Source organism: Pseudomonas sp. GW823-FHT02F05 (assembly GCF_058797315.1).
The window spans coordinates 212,564-233,709 of sequence record NZ_JBXAJM010000003.1; the positions used below are offsets into that span (position 1 = coordinate 212,564).

Here is a 21,146-nt window from a genome sequence, read left to right on the forward strand (position 1 = left end):
CAGGAGCTGCCCGATGTTCTCGACCTTCAAACGCTTGACCCTGGCTACTGCCGCCCTGGCATTCGCTGCCCACGCAGCGGCGGCAGAGCTGAAACTGGACGTGTACAACCCAGGCGAAGCCGCGATCTTCCCGGTCAGCTCGGTGCTGGTGAGCGGCGAGAAAGACGCGATCCTGGTGGATGCGCAATTCGGCAAAGGCCAAGCCGAGCAACTGGTGCAGAAGATCCGCGCCAGCGGCAAACGCCTGACCACCATCTACATCAGCCATGGCGACCCGGACTACTACTTCGGCCTGGACACCCTCACCGCCGCCTTCCCCGACGCCAAGGTGCTGGCGCCGCAGCCGGTGGTCGACCATATCAACGCCACTGTCGCCGACAAGCTGGCCTTCTGGGGCCCGAAAATGGGCGCAGACAAACCGGCCAAGACCCTTGTACCGCAGGTACTTAAAGGCCACAGCCTGACCCTGGAAGGACAGCAGCTTGAAGTGGTGGGCCTCGACGGCCCGCAGCCAGGTCGCAGCTTTGTGTGGATCCCGTCGATCAAGGCCGTGGTTGGTGGTGTGGTTATCGCTGAAAACATCCACGTCTGGATGGCTGATACCCAGAGCGCGCAATCCCATAAAGACTGGTTGGCCACCCTCAAGCGCATTGAAGACCTGAAACCGAACACCGTGGTGCCAGGCCATTACCTGGGCACGCCATCGCTGGCCTCGGTCAACTTCACCGCCGATTACATCAAGGCCTTCGACCTCGAAACCGCCAAGGCCAAGGACTCCGCCGCCCTGATTGCGGCCATGAAAAAACGCTACCCCACCCTCGCCGACGAAAGCTCGCTGGAACTGAGCGCCAAAGTCGCCAAGGGCGAAATGAAGTGGTAACTGGCTTTAAACCTTAACCCTGTTGGAGAACATCATGAGCAAGATTGCAATCATTGGTGCCACCGGCCGCGCCGGTAGCCAACTGCTGGAAGAAGCGCTGCGTCGCGGGCATACCGTCACCGCCATCGCCCGCAATACCGACAAGCTGGCTGTGCGCCCAGGCGTTACGGTCAAACAGGTTGATGCCCTAGATGCCGAGGCCTTGCAACACGCCATCAGCGGTAGCGACGTGGTGGTCAGCGCGGCGCACTTCGCCACCCTTCCCGCCAGCGCCGTGATCGGCCCGGTGAAAAAGGCCGGGGTGAAACGTTTGTTGGTGGTCGGCGGCGCAGGTTCGCTGCTGTTGCCCGGTGGCGGACGCGTGATCGACAGCGAAGGGTTCCCGGCTGAATATAAAGCTGAAGCCAGTGCCGGGGCTGACTTCCTGGAAACGTTGCGTCAGGAAAAGGAGCTGGATTGGACCTTCCTGTCGCCATCGGCCCTGTTCGACGGCACCGAGCGCACGGGCAAATTCCGCCTGGGCACGGATGAGCTGCTGGTGAACAGTGACGGCAACAGTTCGATCAGTTTTGCCGACTTCGCCATCGCCATGCTGGATGAAGTGGAGACACCGAAGCACTCGCGCCAGCGCTTTACCGTCGGTTACTGACCCAACGCTGGCTTGCCTTTTTTGTAGGAGCGAGCTTGCTCGCGAAAAACTCACAGGCGCCGCGTTCATTCAGGATGTAGGCGTTATCGTTGACGCTTTTCGCGAGCAAGCTCGCTCCTACATAGGGCGATGTACGGGCAAGCCAGCTCACGCACTGGCCTCACTCACCAACCAATCCATCAGCGCGACCAACCCAACCGACGGTTCCGTCCCCGGCGGATACACCAGGAAATACCCCATCCCCGTCGACACCCGCAGTTCAAACGGCATCGCCAACCGTCCCGCCTTCAGATCCTCGCCAATCAGCGCACTGTCGCCCATCGCCACCCCGGTGCCCTGGGACGCTACAGTCATTGCCAAGTCCAAGGTTTCGAAGTGGTGCCGTTGGATGGGATCGCTCAAGCAGGCATTGGCAGCCTTGAGCCACAACGTCCAATCGCGCTCGTCTCGGGTGGGGTGCAACAGTACCTGATGCTGCAAATCCTGCGGCGTACGCAAACTGCCCAGCAACCCAGGCACGCAGACCGGCGTGAGACGCTCGTCGAACAGATGCCGCGCCTCGGCGGACTGCTCGGCGATGGGCCCGTAGATCACCGCCGCGTCAAACGTCTCACGACGAAAGTCGACGTTATAGGCCACCGTCGTGGTGAGCTCCACCGGCACATCCGGGCGTTCTTTTTGCCATTGCAGCAAGCGCGGCAACAACCAGCGCATCACGCAGGTGGACGCTTTGAGCTGCAAGGTGCGGCGCCGGTCACCGATGTGCTCCACCGCGTCAGCGAGCAAGCCAAACACCTGTTGCGCGCACGCCAGCCATTCGCGCCCCTCCTCCGTCAGGCTCAAGCCCCGCGCCTGGCGCCGGAACAAGGCATAGCCCAACTGGCTTTCCAACCCGGCCACCTGCCGGCTCACCGCGCCCTGGGTGATGTGCAGGTGTTCGGCGGCACGGGTGAAGTTGCAGCACTGGGCCGTGACCCAGAAGGTGTGCAACGCAGGTAACGGAGGGAGGCGTTTCATCGGGGCGCAGCCATGACGGGAGGACATGGCGAGTATGACTTTTTATCGATTGTTGCCGCCACCGGCCAACCGCTCCAATAGCGCTTCGAATCCATCACAAGAGCGACCTGTATGGCGACCTGCGGCGAAGTATTGGTGCACCTCCTGGAACGCTACGGCGTGGACCACGTGTTCGGCATTCCCGGCGTACACACCGTGGAGCTGTACCGGGGCCTGGCGCGCTCCAGTATTCGGCATGTCACCCCGCGCCACGAACAGGGCGCCGGCTTCATGGCCGACGGTTATGCGCGCACCTCTGGCAAGCCCGGCGTGTGCTTTATCATCACCGGCCCCGGCATGACCAATATCACCACCGCCATGGGCCAGGCCTATGCCGACTCGATCCCGATGCTGGTGATTTCCAGCGTGCAGGCACGCAGCCAGTTGGGCGGCGGGCGCGGCAAGTTACATGAACTGCCGAACCAGAGCGCACTGGTGGCCGGAGTGGCAGCGTTCTCCCATACCTTGATGTCAGCGGCCGAACTGCCCGCCGTGCTGGCGCGGACGTTTGCGTTGTTCCAGGCTGGTCGGCCGCGCCCGGTGCATATCGAGATCCCCCTGGATGTGTTGGTGGAAAATGCCGACGCGTTGCTGGACAGCACGCCTGTCAGCGTCACCCGTGCCGGCGCAGCCCCGGCTGCCATTGAGCAGATGCGCCAGTGGCTGGCTGCGGCCAAGCGCCCGCTGATCCTGGCCGGTGGCGGCGCCATTGACGCCGCCACCGAACTGACCCACCTCGCAGAAACCCTCGGCGCGCCCGTGGCCTTGACCATTAACGCCAAGGGTATGTTGCCCGCCGCGCACCCGCTGCTGATCGGCTCCACGCAAACACTGCCCGCCAACCGTGCCTTGGTGGCTGAAGCTGACGTGGTATTGGCGATCGGCACCGAGTTGGCGGAGACCGACTACGACGTCACCTTCGCCGGCGGTTTCAACATTCCCGGAACGCTGCTGCGCATCGATATCGACCCGGACCAGACCGTACGCAACTACCCGCCCCAAGTGGCACTGGTGGCCGATGCGCGCATTGCCGCCCAAGCCCTGCTTACCGAAATCAACCGCCAGCCGCTGGCGCCGCGCACTGCCGACTGGGGTGCAGCACGCGTCGCCCGTTTGTGGGCCGAGCTGGAACCTGCCTGGGACGCTTCGACGCGTGCGCAAACCCGGTTTCTCAACGCCGTTCTGGAGGAATTGCCCGGCGTGGTGTTCGTGGGCGACTCCACTCAACCGGTGTACAGCGGCAATCTGACCCTTAACCTCGACCACCCACGCCGGTGGTTCAATTCCTCCACCGGTTACGGCACCCTGGGTTATGCCCTGCCCGCCGCCATGGGTGCCTGGCTCGGGCGCGGCGATGGCCAACCGGTGGTGTGCCTGATCGGCGACGGCGGCCTGCAATTTACCCTGCCGGAGCTGGCCAGCGCGGTGGAAGCGCGTACACCGGTGATCGTGCTGCTGTGGAATAACCAGGGTTATGAAGAGATCAAGAAATACATGGTCAACCGTGACATCGAGCCGGTGGGTGTGGACATCTACACGCCGGACTTTATCGGCGTGGCCACGGCCTTGGGTTGCGCGGCAGAAAGCATCCGCGGCATCGAACATCTTCGCACCGCATTGCATGCTGCTGCTGATCGCCAGGGGCCGACGCTGCTTGAAATCGACCAAGGGCGGTGGGAGTTGACGAATCTGTAATCCCGCAACGCTGGACCTGTGGCGGGGGAGCTTGCTCCCGTGACGCCCTGCCAGCCAACGCCCTATGCGCGCTTACCTCACCACTCGGCATCCGCATTTTTTCAATAGCCCCTGCGACTTTCTGATTTGCCCTGCTGCACGCTCCATGGCCTGATTCGCCCTTGTTCATTCAAGGCAGGCCCATGGAAAACGTTCAGGCAAAATCCACCTCCGCACTATGGCTGATGATCAGCGTAGTGCTCGTCGCTCTCAACTTGCGCCCCTCGATGGCGGCCGTGGGGCCCTTGCTGGCGTCGATTCGTGCGGATGTGCCGCTAAGTTTCAGCAGCGCCGCCTTACTGACCATGTTGCCGGTCATGGCCATGGGCCTGGCGATGTTCTTTGGCATGGGCCTGGCCAAGCGCGTGGGCGAGCATCGCAGCATTGTGCTGTCGCTGCTGGTGATTGGGCTGGCGACCTTGTCGCGGTTGTTCCTGGATTCGGCACTGGAACTCATCGTGAGTGCCATCGCGGCGGGAGTCGGCATTGCGCTGATTCAGGCATTGATGCCGGCGCTGATCAAGTCGCGGTTCAGCGCCAATGTCTCGTTATTCATGGGCCTGTATGTCACCGCGATCATGGGCGGCGCGGCCCTGGCTGCTTCGTTCTCGCCGTTGGTGCAAGCCCGGACCGGCAGTTGGCGTATCGGCCTGGCGATCTGGGCACTGCTGGCGTTGCTGGCCCTGGTGTTCTGGTATGCCCAGCGTGCGGCACTGCCGCCGTTGCCTCAAGCCGGCTCGGGCCCTCAGGAGGCTTTTTTCAGCAATCGCCGCGCCTGGTTGCTGGCGATCTTTTTTGGCCTCGGCACCGCGTCCTACACCTGTGTGCTGGCGTGGCTGGCGCCCTACTACGTCGAGCAGGGTTGGAGTGAACAGAATGCCGGCTTGCTGCTGGGCTTCTTGACCGCCATGGAAGTGATCTCCGGCCTGGTCACCCCGGCCATCGCCAACCGCCGCCAGGATAAGCGTGGCGTGGTGGCGGTGTTGCTGGTGCTGATCATCCTGGGTTTCTGCGGGCTCATTCTCAGCCCGCAACACTGGAGCCTGTTGTGGCCATGCCTGCTCGGCCTGGGGATTGGCGGCCTGTTTCCGATGAGCCTGATCCTGTCCCTGGACCACCTCGACAACCCGCGCCGCGCCGGTGGCCTTACCGCGTTTGTGCAGGGCATCGGTTATCTGATCGCCGGCCTGTCGCCGCTCATTGCCGGCATAATCCGCGATCAATTGGGCAGCTTCGAATGGGCCTGGTGGTCATTGATGGCAGTGAGCGGGCTGATGCTGCTGATCGTCATGCGTTTCAACCCGGCGCATTACGCACGCCATATCCGCTGACGTCGTATTACAAACATTTTTTGTCCCACACAAAACATTGAAGGGTCCTACAGAGCTTTCTATTGGTACGAGCGTTCCGTTAACATTTTGCTCAGTCTTGTACTGAGTTCGGTACAAAGGGTTTACGGACGAAACCGATGCTAAACAGTAACTTGCTCAGAAAGCTCGATATGCAGGATTTGATGGTGTTCATCGCCGTCTACGACCAGAGCAGCGTTACCGAGGTGTCTGAAACGCTGTTCGTCAGCCAGTCCACCGTGAGCTATAGCCTGAAGAAGCTGCGCACCAGCTTTGAAGATGAGCTGTTTATCAACACCCGCGCAGGCATGCGTCCTACGTACAAGGCCACCACCATGTACGAGCACGTGCACAAGATTCTGGAAAGCATCAACCTGTGCCATGCCGGTGGCCAGGCTTTTGATCCGACCCAACAGGCCGTGACCTTCAATGTGTGCGCGCCGGAATATTTCGAACAGTTGATCCTGCCGCGCCTGCTGAAGCGCTTCGACCATGCCGACCTGCCGGTAATCGTCAATGTGCAGAAGCTGGAGACCGACATCCCCGCCGACGACCTGCGTGAGGGTCGCCTGGACCTGGTGATCTGCTTCGGCCCGCACTTTCACCGCGCTCACAAAGACTTCAAGACCCAGATGCTGTTGGAGGACGACTTGGTCTGCGTGTGCGACCAACGCTCAGCGCCCAGGGAACAGGCGTTCAGCCTGCAATCCTTCGTTGAGCGGCGCCACGTATTCCCTACGCCGTGGACCTCCGACACCAACATGATCGATGGCTGGCTTGCGCGCCAGGCCCGCAAGCGTCAAGTGATTGCACGGGCCAACAGCTACAGCGCGGCATTGAAGATGATTGCCGGCACCGACTTCATCGTCACCTTGCCCCGCCGCGTGCAAAAGTTACTGGCACCGGCGCCGGCATTCGGTGTTTGCGAAGCACCTAACGGTTTGCCGGGGTTCACCCTGGATATGCAGTGGAACGAAACCAGTGGGCAGGACAGCGCCAATACCTGGTTTCGGGAACAAGTGGTGAAGGTGTGTGCGGATCAGGGTTTGTTATAGGAACGCGCCTGATCAAGCTCTCCACACCCTAATCAGATAGCCAGTGACGTTCGGCGCTTAGTGACAGCCTGTGACGCGACATCCCGAGCGACAGGGCAATCGATATGGCAGTCTGCTATTACTTTGACCATCCACGCCAGAAACTGCTTTACGGCACCTGAACGCTCACGCCCCGGCACGCATACAGCTGAAAACTGCGCGCCCGGAATCTTGATGTCGGGTCTGTAAGGAATCAGCAATCCATTCGCAACATAGTCTGCCGCCAAGACCGTGCTCGCCAGCGTCAAGCCATGCCCGGCAATAGCGGCCTGGAGCGCAAAATGCTCATCGTTGTATTCACGATAGACCGCGTTTGATAGCCAACTTTCATGATTCGCAGCCGCGCACCAGGACGCCCAACTAATTGAAGCGGGCGATGACGTAGCCCAACGTATATTTATAAGTTTCAAAGAAGCTTCAACTTCCTCTTGCCTCCAGTGGGCATGAGAGAAAACACCAAACTGTTCGCGCATAAGCGCGTGGCTGTACAAGTCTGGAAAATCGCGAAACCCACAACGAATCGCTAAATCAACAGATGAGTCACGAAACAAATCCACCACTTCATTACTGGTTTCAACACTGACATGAATGTCTGGATGTTCGCTATAAAATTTCGCCAGCCGGGGAATCAACCATAAAGATGCAAATGCCGGCGTGGTAGAAACTCGGAGTGTGTTGGAGTCGGCGGGTGGCTTGAGCGAAGACATACTACCGCTTATATCCAGAAACGAAAGATGCACCTTTGAATATAGCCTCTCACCGTTCGCTGTGAGTTGAACACCGTGGGGAGTGCGCACAAAAAGCATACTGCCCAGTAAGTTCTCTAGTGTTTTTATTTGTTGTGATACTGCCGCTGGGGTAACAAACAACTCCGCGGAGGCTGCTTTAAACCCACCGAGTCTTGCGGCAGATTCAAATGCACGAATGGCTGTCAACGGCAATTTTGCGAACATTAATCAATCCCCCTTCCATGGTAAAAAAACTAAGCCAGGCTTACTTTATCTGATTTGCCTTCGCTTTCATAGAAGTGAATTCTAGGCTACGCCACCTAGCCGGTAACAGGAGGCGCGTCGATCGAGAATGTCGAGTCCATACTGACTGCGCTTGCGGATTGACGAAATTCTTTAGTCTAACTAAATGACACTGGCCTATATACGGTCTATCCCTGAGTGCACTTCAGCGTTCATGGAGTAGGTCGCGTTGCGCCTTTTTTAGAGCAAGTGGTGCATTCATGGAAAAGAACATACCTATCATTGACGTCGGTAGTTTGACGCAGGGAGCAGAGATATCACCACGTCTAGTAAAGGAGATCGACAACGCGTGCAGGGAGGTCGGATTTTTCACCGTCGTCAATCACGGTGTAGATAACACGCTTATTTCAACTGTCTTCTCTCAAATAGAATCGTTTTTTGACCTGCCTGTTCAGGCCAAGGAAAAAATCGAAATTCATAAATCCCCCTATATGCGTGGCTACTTTAGCGAAGGCGCTGATAAGTCGGATGGCATATTGGGCGATGTCAAAGAGGGTTTTGACATGGCCGCGGACTTGTCGCTTGACGACGAGTTCGTAAAAGCCAAATTACCTTTTTACGGCCCCAATGTATGGCCAGAGGAATTACCCGACTTCAAGCTTGCGATGAGGGAATATCACTCGCAAATGCTTGCGTTCGGAAAAAAACTGCTAAACGTGTTCGCCCTTGCGCTCAATATGCCGATCGATTACTTCGATGATAAATTCAAGAAGCCGATGGCCCAATTGAGAGTCCTGCGTTATCCCTCCACCCAATATACGCAGGGAGCGCCGATGGGTGCTGGAGAGCATACAGACTTCGGCTGGATCACGATGATCTCGGAAAGTGCCACCGGGGGGTTGGAGGTACAGAGTGCCAGCGGCACCTGGATCAAAGTCAAACCCATCCCAAATGCCTTTGTCGTCAATGTCGGGGATCTAATGTCTCGCTGGACGAATGACCGTTACAAGGCAACGCTGCATCGAGTGATAAATACCTCCGGCAAATTACGCCATTCGGCGGCGTTCTTTATGGACCCAGACTACACCGCCAAAGTGGAGTGCCTGCCCAGCTGTTGCGCAGACGGCAGTCCTGCGAAATACGGAGCGATCATCGCGGGTGAGTACATGGACCAGAGGTTCTTGGAAACCACCACATTTCGTGAACTTGAACCCAACTAGTAGGAGTATTGAACGTGCTAGGTAAAGAATACACATTCTATCTATCAGCGATCGTAGCGATACTGGGCACCGTGGGCTATCACATGCTCATGAAGAAAATACCGTCTACGATCAACCCCTTGGTTTCAATTGTCAGTATTTATGTGGCGATCGTTATCCTGTCCACCTTGATGTTGCCGTTTTTTTTGGGCAGTGGAACGTTACTCGCGGGCTTGAAGCAAATGACCTGGCTTCAGGGAGGTATCGCGTTTTGCATCTTGATGATGGAAATCGGCTTTTTGATGATGTATCGCAGTGGATGGGACCTCAGTACGGGCAATATCGTTACCGGCGCCATTATCAATATTGCGCTCGGCTTCATCGGGGTATTTCTGCTTAAAGAAGGACTCTCTTATTTAAATATTGCCGGTGTTTTATTATGCATCGTCGGCGTGATACTGATCGGCTACAAATCCAGTAGCAGCGAACAACCCGTGGACGCGGATACGCACGCTACGGTCTCGCTAGTACCACCTTCACTGGTGCCAGATGCAACAGCAAAAGAACCCTAGCCAGCCGTACACCTGCAATACATCTCTGGCATTGTGTATGCACACATATTCAAACCCCGCCGTTAGTTCCACATGCGCACGGAAGTGATTACACCTGTCCAGGCATGATCGGTTGTTCAATGCTAGCCCCCAAACCAGCTCAATAAGCGTTTCAGTGATTTTGCTCTTGAAGGTGATGAGATGTCTTTACTGTATGCTGATAATTATCTGCGCGCCATCAAAGACGCCAACGTGAAAACCCTGCTTATTTCAATAGCTAAAGAGCGAAGACTGTTGCCATCGGTGATGATACTAAGTGCAATAGCATCCTTCACTGTAGGGGGCATATTCCTGGCGTATACTCAACAGATCGTTGCGGTACTCGGTGCGATTATCTTGATTGCCCTTGCCAAAATCTGGTCCTGGTACCTGAGCCACGATTGCGCGCACAATTCTGTTTTCAAGTCGAAGAAAGTCAATTCTGTCATCGGAGAGTTGCTGTCTTTCCTTAACGGCCTCTCTTTCTTTTCATTTGAAGCCTATAGAAAAGATCATGTTCGCCATCATGCCGAAAAAATTGATATTGGTGGGTTTGATAGTGGTCACTTTGCTGTCGCTCATCCGAGGCTATTCAGTGCAATCATTGTTGCAGAAAAAATATATCTTCCCGCCTTCTACTATGTGATCAAGCTTACCAATATTTACTCCGTGATATTCAGCGGCAGCAGGCGCGAAGTTGCAAGGGGTATTGGAAGCCTGTGCATTTACATTGTAGCCTTCGCTACGTTTGCCCGGTTCTCCCTGATACTTGTGGTGGTATGGCAAGCCTCCTCCTTCCTTAGGATACACATCGTACGATTCGTCGACTGTTTCCAGCATTCTTTCCAGCAGGTGTATACGGCGGGAGAAAAGCTAACCCATGGAAAACACTACGAAATCCAGAATACCTTCTCCGTACCGGTGGCAAGAAAGTTTACCTTCCTCAATCTGATTATTTTGAATTTTGGTTACCACGCGGCCCACCACTGCTTTCCAACATGCCCTTGGTATATGTTGCCACAACTGGAAGCTGCCATAACCAAACAGTTGAGGCTTTACGGAATAACGGACACAAGAGAAGAAAGCACGCCATTCTTCAACTTCATGACTGCCTACCATCGTGGGCGGTTATCAAGAATCATCAGCACCGATGAAGGACAACCCTACGATGCTGATGGCCAATTTAACACCCACCATTTCACCGGTGCGTACACAGATAAGCTCTTAGGTTGAGTCACCCACTCAGGTCGGGCCTTATCAAAGCATGGACACTGTCAGGTCGTGGATACGGAGACCCCCACCTCAGCGCTTGAAAGTCGTAACTTACTTATAACTCAATTCATGACAAATCAATCAGATCTATAAAGGAGTGCGTGTGGACGATTCATGTGCAGACGCCAACAGCTTCTGGCTGACGGCTGTTGAAAAAGAGAGTATTCGGGACGCGCTCATAGACATTTGTTACGAGCCAACGGGAGGGCGAGACTACATCCACCTCATTCGCATGACCGCTTATCAAAAGTTTCCCGCGCGACTTCTAAAAAAGCTTGAATCACTTAAAGATGACGATGCTTCTTATTGTGTATTTGAGAACCTTCCGATTGATGACACATTTGGCAGCCCGCAAGGCGACGCTAATAGCTTGAACTTCAAAAGTGGTTATCTTTCTGAAAATGTGCTGGTTGCCCTGGGCAGTTTGATAGCGGAGCCCTACTCCATCAAGCATGAGGGGCCAAAACTGGTCAATGACTTGGTACCGCATCCGGAGGCCGTAGGCGAGTATACCGGCAACGGTTCGGACCTGGAGTTGGACCTGCACACCGAAAATGCCTTTCAGGCTTATGACTCCCGTGGAGACACCTCGCCGCTGGCTCTTCTGCTTCTCGGCGTTCGCGGTGACCCTGCCGGGGTGGGCCCGAAAACCTGGGTGGCCGATGCGAGGGAAGCCCTTCAGGTTCTGGAACAGGCCGATATTGAAATCCTATATGGCAAACATTTCATCATTCGTCAGCCCTACCGCTGGAGGAACAGTGCCGCAGGCGCGAAAGAAACTCATGTGTACCCAATTCTGAGCGGCCCGCTGACTCACCCTAGAGTCACTGCTGCGTTTTACCCGGACATGGTAATTGCCGCTGATCACGAAGCACAAAATACCCTGTTGAGGTTTTACAACGCGCTTAAAAGCGTAGCGCGGCCGCTGGACATTCAACCTGGCAAGTTGGTGTACATCAACAATCGTTTCATGCTCCATTCGCGTGACAAGTTCATCCCCAGTTTCGATCCAGAGGGGCATGCGTATCGTTGGATCCAGCGTTTGTTCATCACGAACAACTTGTGGAACTTCCGTTCATTCAACAAGTGTGGCGCGCGGATATTCGAACCCGTTACTCGATGATATAAAGAGATAAATTAAATGTCGAACCATAAGCCATATACATCAATTATTCATAATATAGGCACTTTCCTCACGGGTGATCTCGCGTCTCCACTCATTACAGCAGATACCCTCGTCAGTGTTGATGGAATGATCACCTACGTGGGTCAGGCAGCAGATGTGGATTTTTCACACGCAGACCTGCTGATTGACGCCAAGCAGAGCACGGTCATGCCAGGTTTGATCGACAACCACACTCACCCGACCCTGGGTGAGTACAGCCCGCGCTCTGGCAACCACAATTGGATCTGGCACTCCTTGCAGGGCGGCGTGACGACCATGATCTCTGCCGGGGAAGTGCACGTTCCGGGGCTACCGACCGACAGGGTCGGTACTATCGCCATGGCAATCGCAGCGCAGCGCTCTTTCTCCAATGCGCGCCCTAGCGGAATAAAAATGGAAGCCGGCGCGCCACTGCTCAACGATGAATTTTCGGATGAGGATTTCGCCGCAATGGTTGCTCAAGGCATCAACCAACTGGGAGAGGTCGGGATAGGCCCGGTCAAGTCAGTCAGTCGTGCAGCTGAATTGGTCAAGATGGCTCGCAAACACGGCATGACTTCCATTACCCACACGGGCGGTCCTTCAATTTCTACCTCCCAGAGCATGGGTGCAGAAGAGATCCTTGAAATTGCGCCCGATATCATCGGGCACATCAATGGCGGCTATACCGCACTGGCACCCAGCCAAATCAGATGCCTGTGTGAAGGCTGTCTGGGTGCCCTGGAAATCGTACATAACGGCAACGAGTTCGCGGCGGTCACCACCCTGAATTACGCACGAGAAATGAACCAACTGGACCGTATCGTCATTGGCACGGATTCCCCTGCCGGATGTGGGGTTCCCGCGCTTGGCATGCTCAGGGCAATTGCCTTGCTCAGTAGTTTCGGCGACGTTCCACCGGAAAAGGCCGTCTGTTTCGCAACGGGTAACACCGCCAAGGTGAGAAAGTTGAATCGGGGGATTCTGGGCGTCGGAAGAGAAGCCGACATTCTGATCGCCTGTGGGCCTTTGGGAGGAGCGCAACCCAGCGTACTTGGAAGTTTCAGCAGTGGTGACCTTCCAAGTATTACCTCGATTCTGATCGATGGGCGCCTGGTCGTGAGGCAATCCAGGAACTCGCCACCGCCATCTGTCACACCTGAAATAACTCTGCGTACCTAATAGCAGCGTCCCGAAAGGGACGTCGCCTCGAGAGCACTCATATGCATAGAATTCTGCCCGAAATTACGCGCAGAGGGCCTACCGTACTCGCATGCGGTTGCGCAATTGGATTGGCTATTCCCTATCTTGCAGACTTGGCGAGGCCATTGCTCCCCGTCATGGTTTTCATATTTGTCCTGGGCACTCTCCTGCGTATTAACAACGCTGAAGTCATCACTGCAGCCAGAAACTTGAAAATATCCCTGATATTTCCAGCCCTGATGGTGGTGGCTTGCCCTTATATTTTTGGAATGCTTTCGCTTTACCTCACCGGCAATCAAGAACTTTCCCTTGCGATAGCCATCGCTGTTGCCGCCCCGCCCGCCAGCGGAAATGCAGCCGTCGCGAGAATGCTCGGGCTTGACCCTTCCATGTCACTGGTGACTGCGCTCTGCTCAATGGCAATTATCCCTGTCACCGCTCCGCTGATACTCCACCTATTCGCTGATGGCCTTTCACTCTCCTTGAACCCCGTTGATCTGGCGATCAGACTGGCCATGTTGATAGGAGGCGCCGAAGGCGCTGCTATTTTGATACGTCGTTTTTCGCACACCTTCGTCGCCACGCACGGCCTGGCTATTGACGGTATTGTCGTCATCGCGCTTTTCCTCTTTGCAGTAGGCACGATGGCGGGCATGCAGCAGGTAATTCTGGAGACCCCTTCATTGGCCATCTCAATGATCGCCATTGCCTATTGCATCAACGTCTGCCTGCAGCTCCTCATGGGCTGCTTATATCCCGGGTCATTGATCGCCAAGTTCACCATGGCACTCAACGGTGGCAATAGAAATGTTGGACTATTATGGTCTGCTCTTGGTGTCAGCTTATCGCCCACAATGGCGTTGTATTTTGCATGCTGCCAACTGCCTATTCACACCATGCCGAAGATACTGCAGTTTGTTTTACCCAGAGTTGAAAGCTATTTGAATAAACTGGTTTTAAGCAAGAATCGAATCTGAGCTATTACTGCCTGGAACTGCATAAAAATGATACTCACGCCAGAAAATATCAGGCAGATTGCCGAACGCTCTTCGCTGGAGACTACTGCCTGCTCTTGTATTCGGGGCTTGTCGCAGGGGTGGGAAACCTTACCCAAAACACTCGAGGCGAGCAGCCTGTTGCGCTTCATAGGCGAAATCCCGACCGATAGGGCACAAGAACTCAGCCTTGAGGAATACCACCCGAACGGTACCCATTTCTGGTCTGAAGACGCGCCTATCTGCTTTGATTTCTTTCCTTATAATATTTCAAGCGTCTGGGGCTGTAAGTGTTGCGCGCGAGCATTCCTCAGGTTTACGGAAGCAGGCGCCTATCACTCCGAACAACGCATCCGTATTTTGCGTGCGTCGCTGATTGGCAACCCCGTTCAAGAAGAGCACGTTCAGGATTAGCCGTTCTTGAGGCGCCCCCCTCCTTCCCCTAGCACGGGTATAAACCTCAGGCTTTATTCGCTACCAACCCGCGATCACTCATGAATGCCTCCAGCCGCGAGCGCATCCAGCGTTCCGCCGGGTCTGTGTCAACGTGGCTGAGCCACACCATGGACAAATCCAGGGTCGGGGTTTCGAACGGGAACGGCTCGCAGAACAGATTCCCGCTGGCGGCCATAGCCTGGGCGGTGTAATCCGGCAGGCTGGCGATCATGTCGGTGCCGGCAAGCAAGGCCGGCAACGAACTGTATTGCGGCACCGAGAGCACTACATGGCGTTTGCGGCCCACCTCTGCCAGCCACTCATCGGCAAACCCGGCCACATTGGCGGTGTGGGACACCAGCACGTGGGGCCGTGCGCAATATTCGTCAAGGGTCAGCGGGGTGTCCGAGGCATCGGCGCGCAGCAGGCACGGGCGGATGTGCCGCAATAGCTTGCGCTTGGCATTGGCCGGCAACCCGCGGGTCTGGGTGATGCCGACGGTAATATCGCCAGAAGCCAGCAGGTCGGGAATGCGCCAATAATCCACATGCTGCACCACGAACACCACCTGCGGCGCTTCCTGACGCAAGGCCCGTAGCAAGGGTGGCAGCAGGCCGAACTCAACGTCATCGGACAGGCCGATGCGGAAAGTCATGGTGCTGATGGACGGGTCGAAATCATGGGTCAGGCTCAGGGCCGAAGACAGCGAGTCGAGGGCCGGCGACAGGTGCTGGATGATCTCCTCGGCGCGCGCCGTAGGCTCCATGCGATGGCCGACACGAATAAACAGTGGGTCGTTGAAGAGGGTACGCAGGCGGTTGAGGGCCGAACTGATGGTCGGTTGGCCGAGAAACAGCTTCTCCGCCACCCGCGTCACATTGCGCTCAAGCATCAGTGCTTCAAAGACCACCATCAGATTGATGTCAGCCTTGCGTAATTCATTGCGATTCATCGGCGCCCGCCCCTTTCCCCAAGACAAGCGGCAGTTTAGGAAGGCTGCGGGGCTGCGTCTATGTGCGTACTGCTCAATAAACGGGTTGGGGACGGTAAATCTGCGTTTGAAGGTTGCCGCTGCGCTTAAAAATGTGGGAGCGGGCTTGCTCGCTCCCACAATTAGACCGCGGTTACCTGACTCAAGGCTTGAGCGGAAACTCCTGGTCACGCTCGGAAAGCTCGGTGCCATCGTCCGGATGCTTCCAGGTTTGCAGCTTTTCGTCTTCGCGCTGCCGCCGGGGTTCTTCACGCTCCGGCTCGTTGTGCTGCTTGTGTTCGTTCCCCATAACGGCCTCCGCCCATAAGAATTGGAAACAGCTTCAAGCATAGGACACGACGGGTTGTTTTGAAGCCGGGACGGATTGATAGCCAACACGCATCAATTCATCCAAATTAGTCACTTATCATTTCTAAATGTGTCAGCCACTATCCCAAGTCTTAAGCGAAACAAGCACTTTAAAAAGAACGCTGGAGACACAAAACCATGACGACCCCTTCCCGGCCTGCGGCTGCCCCCTCGAAAGTAGGCGCGGTATTGCGCGTTACTTCGGGCAATTTTCTCGAACAGTTCGACTTCTTTCTGTTCGGTTTCTACGCCACCTATATCGCTGCCGCGTTCTTCCCGGCCGCTAATGAGTTTGCGTCATTAATGATGACCTTCGCCGTGTTCGGCGCTGGCTTCCTGATGCGTCCATTGGGCGCGATTATTCTGGGTGCCTACATCGATGACGTGGGCCGTCGCAAAGGCTTGATCGTGACCTTGTCGATCATGGCCAGCGGTACGCTACTGATCGTACTGGTGCCGAGTTATCAGACCATCGGCCTGTGGGCGCCGTTTCTGGTGCTGTTGGGGCGCCTGCTGCAAGGTTTCTCGGCAGGTGCGGAGCTGGGTGGCGTGTCGGTGTACCTGTCCGAAATGGCCACGCCGGGCCGTAAAGGCTTCTACACCAGTTGGCAGTCGGGCAGCCAACAGATCTCCATCGTCGTCGCCGCAGCCCTGGGTTATGGCCTGAACGTGTGGATGGAACCTGCGGTGGTGGCCGATTGGGGCTGGCGGATTCCGTTTGCCGTCGGTTGCGTGATCATTCCGTTCATCTTCGTGCTGCGTCGCAACCTGCAGGAAACCGAAGAGTTCGCCAACCGCAAGCATCGCCCGACCATGCGTGAAGTGATGGCAACCCTGGTGAAGAACTGGACCGTGGTCATCGGCGGCATGCTGATGGTGGCCATGACCACTACCGCGTTCTACCTGATCACCGTGTACGCGCCGACTTTTGGTAAAACCGTGTTGCACCTGAGCACCTCGGACGCCTTGCTGGTGACCTTGCTGGTCGCGATCTCGAACTTTTTCTGGCTGCCGATCGGCGGCACGTTAAGCGACCGCTTCGGCCGTAAACCCGTGCTGATTGCCATGACGGTGCTGACTGTCCTTACGGCTTATCCGGCATTGTCCTACGTGGTCAACGCACCAAGCTTTGCGCACATGCTGGAAACCCTGCTGTGGTTCTCGTTCCTGTATGGCATGTATAACGGCGCGATGATCCCGGCGTTGACTGAAATCATGCCGGTGGAAGTGCGTGTGGCGGGTTTCTCCCTGGCCTACAGCCTGGCGACAGCAGTGTTCGGTGGCTTCACGCCAGCGATCTCCACCTGGTTCATTCACATCACCGAAGACAAGGCTTCACCTGCGTATTGGATGATATTCGCCGCGCTGTGTGCATTGTGTTCGACCCTGGCGTTGTATCGCCGCGCCAATACCCGTGGCCAAGTCATGCAGGAGGCTGCGCAATGAAGCCGCTGTTCAAGACCCTCGCTGCTGTCGTCCTCGGCACCCTGGCGCTATCAGCCCAGGCTGAACAACTCAAGGTCATGACCTCGGGCGGCTTCACCGCCGCGTATAAATTGCTCGGCCCGCAATACGCCGAGCAAAGCGGTGACACCCTCGACACCATCCTTGGCCCGTCCATGGGCAAGGCGCCGGAAGCGATTCCCAACCGCCTGGCCCGTGGCGAACAGGCCGATGTGGTGATCATGGTCGGCTATGCCCTGGATGAGTTGATCAAACAAGGCAAAGTCGACCCCGCGTCCCGCGTGGAGCTGGCGGACTCGCGGATCGGCCTGGTGGTGAAGGAAGGTGCGGCCAAACCTTCGATCAATACCGATTCCGAGCTCAAGGCTGTGTTGAGCCAAGCCAAATCGGTGGCCTATTCGGATAGCGCCAGCGGCGTTTATGTCGAGAAGGAATTGTTCAAGAAGCTCGGCATGCCTGCCAAGGGCACCATGATCCAACGCGTGCCGGTGGGCGAACAGGTGGCCAAGGGTGATTACGAGGTCGGCTTGCAACAAGTGGCGGAATTGTTGCCAGTCAAGGGCGTGACGTTCGTAGGCAAGATCCCGGAAGACGTGCAGTCCGTTACCCGTTTCGCCGCCGGTATTCCAGTGAACGCCAAACACCCTGAGCAGGCCAAGGCACTGTTGCAGTTCATGGCATCGCCCGAGGCCCAGCAGGAGGTGCAATCCACCGGCCTGGACTCGGTGTCACGCTGATCGGAACGGCATCTCCCGCACCAGTCGCTCCAACTCCAGCGCCGCCGGTGGCAACGTCCGCCCGCGGCGCTTGATCAAGCCCACATTGCGCAACACCTGGGGCTCCACCAGCGGCACACTGACCAGAATCGGGTGAGTGTGCGCCGGCATCGCAATCGACGGCACCATCGCCACGCCCAGCCCCGCCTCCACCAGTCCGATCATGGTGGTCACATGGTGCGTCTCGCAGATACTCGGCTTTTTCACCCGCACGCCACGCAGGGCCTGGTCGAGCAGGAAGCGGTTGCCCGACGTCTTGTCCACCTCGATGTAGTCATGCTCATAGGCCTCGGTCCAGCTCACGCTGTCACGCCCGGCCAGAGGGTGATCACGCCGGCAGGCCAGCACGTAGCGCTCCTGCAGCAGCAACTCGAATTCCACCTCATCGGCCAGGCTACCGCTGAAACTCACGCCAAAGTCTGCCTCGCCGCTGGCCACCGCATTGCACACCTCGCCGGCACTGGCATCCAGCACCCGCAGGCGAATCTTCGGATACAGCTTGTGGAACTCGGAGATCACATGGGGCATGAAGTAGTACGCGGTAGACGGCACGCAGGCGATGGTGACATTCCCCATGCGCGTCGAGGCGACGTTGCTGATACCCATCAGCGCGATGTCGAGATCGTCGAGCATGCGCTCAACCTGGGGCAAAAACGCGCGCCCGACCATGGTGAGGCTGACCCGCCGTGTGGTGCGTTCGAACAGCTTTACATCCAGTGCGGATTCGAGCTTTTCGATACGCCGGCTGAGGGCCGGTTGCGAGATACGGATGGCCTCGGCAGCGCCACGAAAACTGCCCTTGTCCACCACGGCGCGGAAAGCTTGGAGGTCGTTGAGGTCGAAATTGATGATCACGGGAGGCAGGCCAAAGGTGGTCGAGGTGGCGAGCATTATCGTATGGGAGCCGGTGGGACGCCATGTGTGCCGAGACGGTTTGCCGAGATCATCCTGTTACACATATGAAGTCATACATATCAGCAGGTTATCGGCCGCCTGCGGCCACGCGATCGCCAAAACGGGTCAATACTGGGGGCCTGACCTACACAACTGGAGACGTAGCAATTCATGGAAACCTACCCCTTCTGGATGGACGACGAGGCGCCGGGCATCGGCATCGATCAGTTGCTTCTTGCATCGCGCCAATGGTCGAGTAGGATTGAATCCTACTTAACCCTGGAGGATAACTCCATGCGCTCAACCCAGCAAATGAGCATCACCTTGCCCCTTGAAATGGCTGCCCTGGTCAAAGCCAAGGTGGCTGCTGGCGAATATGCCAGCGAAAGTGAAGTGATTCGCGACGGCCTGCGGGCGTTGCTGGCGCGTGATCGTGCCATGGAGGATTGGCTCAGAGCCGAAGTCATCCCCGCAGCGACCGCCCTTGAGGCGAAGCCTGAGCTTGGGTTATCGCCAGAACAGGTCCGCGAACATATGGCCGCCAGACGTCAGCGCAAAGGCACAGGGGAAGCGTGAGCTACTCGGTAGTTTTCTCGCCCGAGGTCTTGGCGCAACTCGATGCTCTCGAAGACTACATCAGCGATGTCGGCTCCCCTCCTGTAGCGGCGCGTTTTATCGACAATCTTGTCAGCTACTGTGAAAGCCTTGCCCTGTTTCCCTTGCGTGGCATGCGCCGTGACGACCTGCTGAAAGACCTGCGCATCACTCACTTTCGTCGCAGCACCACTATTGCTTTCAGGGTGAAGCCTGACTTCAAAACGGTGTCGATAGTGGGGGTGTTTTACGGCGGGCAAGACTACACGGCGTTGTTGCACGCAGATCAGAACGAGCACCCGACAAGGGCTGAAAAGCCTGCTGAAAACTGATCAGCAGGCTTTTAGCGTTCAAACATCCTTTAATGAAGGGCCTGATAGCGCGTTCCAAGCCGCTGGTGCACCGAAAAACGCCTGGGCATTACTGTCCAACGTTTCCAAGTGATACCCGCCTTCCTGCACGATCACGCAGGGCAACCCCAGCGCACGGATGCGGGCTCCCAACCGCGCAAAGCCTTCCCGCGTCACCGCGACTTTGCTTTGTGGGTCCAGCTCATAGATATCGAAGCCCAGTGACAACACCAGCACATCCGCCGAGAAGTCCTTCACCGCTGCCAGGGCCTGCTCCAGGTTTTCAAAGAACACCGCTTCGCTGGCACCATGGGGCATCGGCAGGTTGAGGTTGTACCCCTCGCCGGCGCCGTTGCCTTTTTCCTCGCCAAAGCCTGCCACGCCAGGATAGAAGTTGGTCGGGTCGCCGTGGATCGACACATACAGCACGTCGTCGCGGTCGTAGAAAATTTCCTGGATGCCCTGGCCGTGATGCATATCGGTATCGAGCACCGCGACACGCTGGAAACCTTGGCGCAGTGCCTGCGCAGCCACGGCCGCATTGTTGATGTAACAGAAGCCACCAGCCGCGTCGAAGCGGGCGTGATGGCCCGGGGGCCGGCACAAGGCGTAGGCGGCAGATGCGCCATCAAGGATGTCACCCGCAGCGGCGACGGCGCTTTGCGCCGACCAATAAGCCGAGCGCCAGGTCAACTCACCGATGGGGCAACTGCCATCGGCCAGGTAGCGTGCCGCCTGAGCCAGGATGCCGCGCAAGGCATTGGGTTCACGCACGAAGATGTTGGACATGACTTCGTCGCCCCAGTCTTCGGGGATTTCTTTCCAGCGCTGGTGAGCTTCTTGAAGAAAAGCCAGGTAGTCGCCGCCGTGGACCGCGAGCAAAGGATCCATACCGTAATCGGTCGGTTGCTGGATATCGAAGCCCAGGGTTTGCGCAGCCAGCAGCAAGTTGCGCGCTCGCTCGGGAACCTCTTGGGGCGTGCGCATCTGGCCGCGGGAGTAGTAGCTACGCGGGTGATGCAGGAGTTGTTCGGGGTGAAAAAACGTCTTCATGAGTTGCTCCTGGATAAACACAGAACCTGTGGGAGGGGGGGGGGGGGGGGGGGGGGGGGGGGGGGGGGGGGGGGGGGGGGGGGGGGGGGGGGGGGGGGGGGCGTG

The 21,146-nt window shown here is 57.0% G+C and carries 22 protein-coding genes; 16 read left to right on the top strand and 6 right to left on the bottom strand.

Translation table 11 applies throughout. The features are described 5' to 3' along the window. Nucleotides 1-13 precede the first annotated feature (13 nt). Both AC1RAC_RS06090 and AC1RAC_RS06095 read left to right on the top strand, forming a co-directional pair. On the top strand, nt 14-880 hold the full coding sequence (locus AC1RAC_RS06090) for an MBL fold metallo-hydrolase (RefSeq protein ID WP_492616392.1): 867 nt from the start codon (nt 14-16) through the stop codon (nt 878-880). Nucleotides 881-914: 34 nt separating this feature from the next. Next, nucleotides 915-1,529, top strand: coding sequence for an NAD(P)-dependent oxidoreductase (locus tag AC1RAC_RS06095; protein WP_492616393.1), 615 nt, complete (start codon nt 915-917; stop codon nt 1,527-1,529). A gap of 147 nt (nt 1,530-1,676) precedes the next feature. On the opposite strand, the gene AC1RAC_RS06100 is transcribed toward AC1RAC_RS06095, so the two are convergent. Continuing rightward, nucleotides 1,677-2,546: a LysR substrate-binding domain-containing protein gene (locus AC1RAC_RS06100; protein WP_181124672.1), complete on the bottom strand. Its 870-nt coding sequence runs from the start codon at nt 2,544-2,546 to the stop codon at nt 1,677-1,679. 111 nt (nt 2,547-2,657) lie between these two features. Between AC1RAC_RS06100 and AC1RAC_RS06105 the strand changes: the two genes are divergently transcribed. The 3 genes from AC1RAC_RS06105 to AC1RAC_RS06115 all read left to right on the top strand — a co-directional run bounded on the left by AC1RAC_RS06105 (nt 2,658) and on the right by AC1RAC_RS06115 (nt 6,723). Further along, entirely contained in the window at nt 2,658-4,280 is a 1,623-nt protein-coding gene (locus AC1RAC_RS06105; RefSeq protein WP_054920017.1) for a 5-guanidino-2-oxopentanoate decarboxylase, read from the top strand. Between the two features lie 182 nt (nt 4,281-4,462). Continuing rightward, nucleotides 4,463-5,650 carry a cyanate transporter gene (locus AC1RAC_RS06110; protein WP_034126604.1) on the top strand — a complete coding sequence of 396 codons (1,188 nt, stop codon included), beginning with the start codon at nt 4,463-4,465 and terminating at the stop codon, nt 5,648-5,650. A 137-nt stretch (nt 5,651-5,787) separates the two neighbouring features. After that, nucleotides 5,788-6,723: a LysR family transcriptional regulator gene (locus tag AC1RAC_RS06115; protein ID WP_034126603.1), complete on the top strand. Its 936-nt coding sequence runs from the start codon at nt 5,788-5,790 to the stop codon at nt 6,721-6,723. 32 nt (nt 6,724-6,755) lie between these two features. On the opposite strand, the gene AC1RAC_RS06120 is transcribed toward AC1RAC_RS06115, so the two are convergent. Continuing rightward, entirely contained in the window at nt 6,756-7,715 is a 960-nt protein-coding gene (locus tag AC1RAC_RS06120; RefSeq protein ID WP_463388407.1) for a LysR substrate-binding domain-containing protein, read from the bottom strand. Between the two features lie 278 nt (nt 7,716-7,993). On the opposite strand from AC1RAC_RS06120, the gene AC1RAC_RS06125 reads away from it, so the two are divergent. From AC1RAC_RS06125 to AC1RAC_RS06155, 7 genes are all read left to right on the top strand, one after another. Further along, nucleotides 7,994-8,953, top strand: coding sequence for an isopenicillin N synthase family dioxygenase (locus tag AC1RAC_RS06125; RefSeq protein ID WP_492616394.1), 960 nt, complete (start codon nt 7,994-7,996; stop codon nt 8,951-8,953). A gap of 14 nt (nt 8,954-8,967) precedes the next feature. Further along, a complete protein-coding gene (locus AC1RAC_RS06130; RefSeq protein ID WP_052199952.1) occupies nt 8,968-9,504 on the top strand; it encodes a hypothetical protein in 537 nt (178 codons plus the stop codon). 180 nt (nt 9,505-9,684) lie between these two features. Beyond that, nucleotides 9,685-10,755, top strand: a complete 1,071-nt coding sequence (locus tag AC1RAC_RS06135) for a fatty acid desaturase family protein (protein WP_072446814.1) — start codon at nt 9,685-9,687, stop codon at nt 10,753-10,755. A 142-nt stretch (nt 10,756-10,897) separates the two neighbouring features. Further along, complete coding sequence (locus tag AC1RAC_RS06140; RefSeq protein WP_492616395.1) at nt 10,898-11,917, top strand: TauD/TfdA family dioxygenase; 1,020 nt, start codon at nt 10,898-10,900, stop codon at nt 11,915-11,917. An 18-nt stretch (nt 11,918-11,935) separates the two neighbouring features. Continuing rightward, nucleotides 11,936-13,120, top strand: coding sequence for an amidohydrolase family protein (locus AC1RAC_RS06145; RefSeq protein ID WP_089041235.1), 1,185 nt, complete (start codon nt 11,936-11,938; stop codon nt 13,118-13,120). A gap of 41 nt (nt 13,121-13,161) precedes the next feature. Further along, entirely contained in the window at nt 13,162-14,118 is a 957-nt protein-coding gene (locus AC1RAC_RS06150; protein ID WP_492616396.1) for a hypothetical protein, read from the top strand. 27 nt (nt 14,119-14,145) lie between these two features. Then, entirely contained in the window at nt 14,146-14,550 is a 405-nt protein-coding gene (locus AC1RAC_RS06155; RefSeq protein WP_054920030.1) for a hypothetical protein, read from the top strand. 46 nt (nt 14,551-14,596) lie between these two features. On the opposite strand, the gene AC1RAC_RS06160 is transcribed toward AC1RAC_RS06155, so the two are convergent. Together AC1RAC_RS06160 and AC1RAC_RS06165 are read right to left on the bottom strand one after the other, a co-directional pair. Beyond that, nucleotides 14,597-15,523 carry a LysR substrate-binding domain-containing protein gene (locus AC1RAC_RS06160; protein WP_003189553.1) on the bottom strand — a complete coding sequence of 309 codons (927 nt, stop codon included), beginning with the start codon at nt 15,521-15,523 and terminating at the stop codon, nt 14,597-14,599. Nucleotides 15,524-15,704: 181 nt separating this feature from the next. Next, nucleotides 15,705-15,851 carry a hypothetical protein gene (locus AC1RAC_RS06165; RefSeq protein WP_492616397.1) on the bottom strand — a complete coding sequence of 49 codons (147 nt, stop codon included), beginning with the start codon at nt 15,849-15,851 and terminating at the stop codon, nt 15,705-15,707. 197 nt (nt 15,852-16,048) lie between these two features. Here AC1RAC_RS06165 and AC1RAC_RS06170 point away from each other — a divergent pair, with 197 nt between their 5' ends. Together AC1RAC_RS06170 and AC1RAC_RS06175 are read left to right on the top strand one after the other, a co-directional pair. Next, entirely contained in the window at nt 16,049-17,356 is a 1,308-nt protein-coding gene (locus AC1RAC_RS06170) for an MFS transporter (protein ID WP_003189550.1), read from the top strand. Further along, nucleotides 17,353-18,111 (top strand): substrate-binding domain-containing protein, encoded by a 759-nt coding sequence (locus AC1RAC_RS06175; protein ID WP_070415480.1) that lies wholly within the window; start codon nt 17,353-17,355, stop codon nt 18,109-18,111. Before AC1RAC_RS06170 ends, AC1RAC_RS06175 begins: the two co-directional genes overlap by 4 nt. On the opposite strand, the gene AC1RAC_RS06180 is transcribed toward AC1RAC_RS06175, so the two are convergent. Next, complete coding sequence (locus AC1RAC_RS06180) at nt 18,103-19,005, bottom strand: LysR family transcriptional regulator (RefSeq protein WP_034127031.1); 903 nt, start codon at nt 19,003-19,005, stop codon at nt 18,103-18,105. The two genes, AC1RAC_RS06175 and AC1RAC_RS06180, sit on opposite strands and share 9 nt — an antisense overlap. A 210-nt stretch (nt 19,006-19,215) precedes the next feature. On the opposite strand from AC1RAC_RS06180, the gene AC1RAC_RS06185 reads away from it, so the two are divergent. Both AC1RAC_RS06185 and AC1RAC_RS06190 read left to right on the top strand, forming a co-directional pair. After that, the gene (locus tag AC1RAC_RS06185) at nt 19,216-19,620 is read left to right on the top strand and encodes a ribbon-helix-helix domain-containing protein (RefSeq protein ID WP_492616398.1); all 405 of its coding nucleotides are present in this window, start codon (nt 19,216-19,218) and stop codon (nt 19,618-19,620) included. Then, complete coding sequence (locus tag AC1RAC_RS06190; protein WP_057975669.1) at nt 19,617-19,970, top strand: type II toxin-antitoxin system RelE/ParE family toxin; 354 nt, start codon at nt 19,617-19,619, stop codon at nt 19,968-19,970. Before AC1RAC_RS06185 ends, AC1RAC_RS06190 begins: the two co-directional genes overlap by 4 nt. 18 nt (nt 19,971-19,988) lie before the next feature. Here the strand turns inward: AC1RAC_RS06190 and AC1RAC_RS06195 are convergent, their stop codons facing one another. Then, nucleotides 19,989-21,041, bottom strand: a complete 1,053-nt coding sequence (locus AC1RAC_RS06195) for a histone deacetylase family protein (RefSeq protein WP_492616399.1) — start codon at nt 21,039-21,041, stop codon at nt 19,989-19,991. Nucleotides 21,042-21,146: the final 105 nt, after the last annotated feature.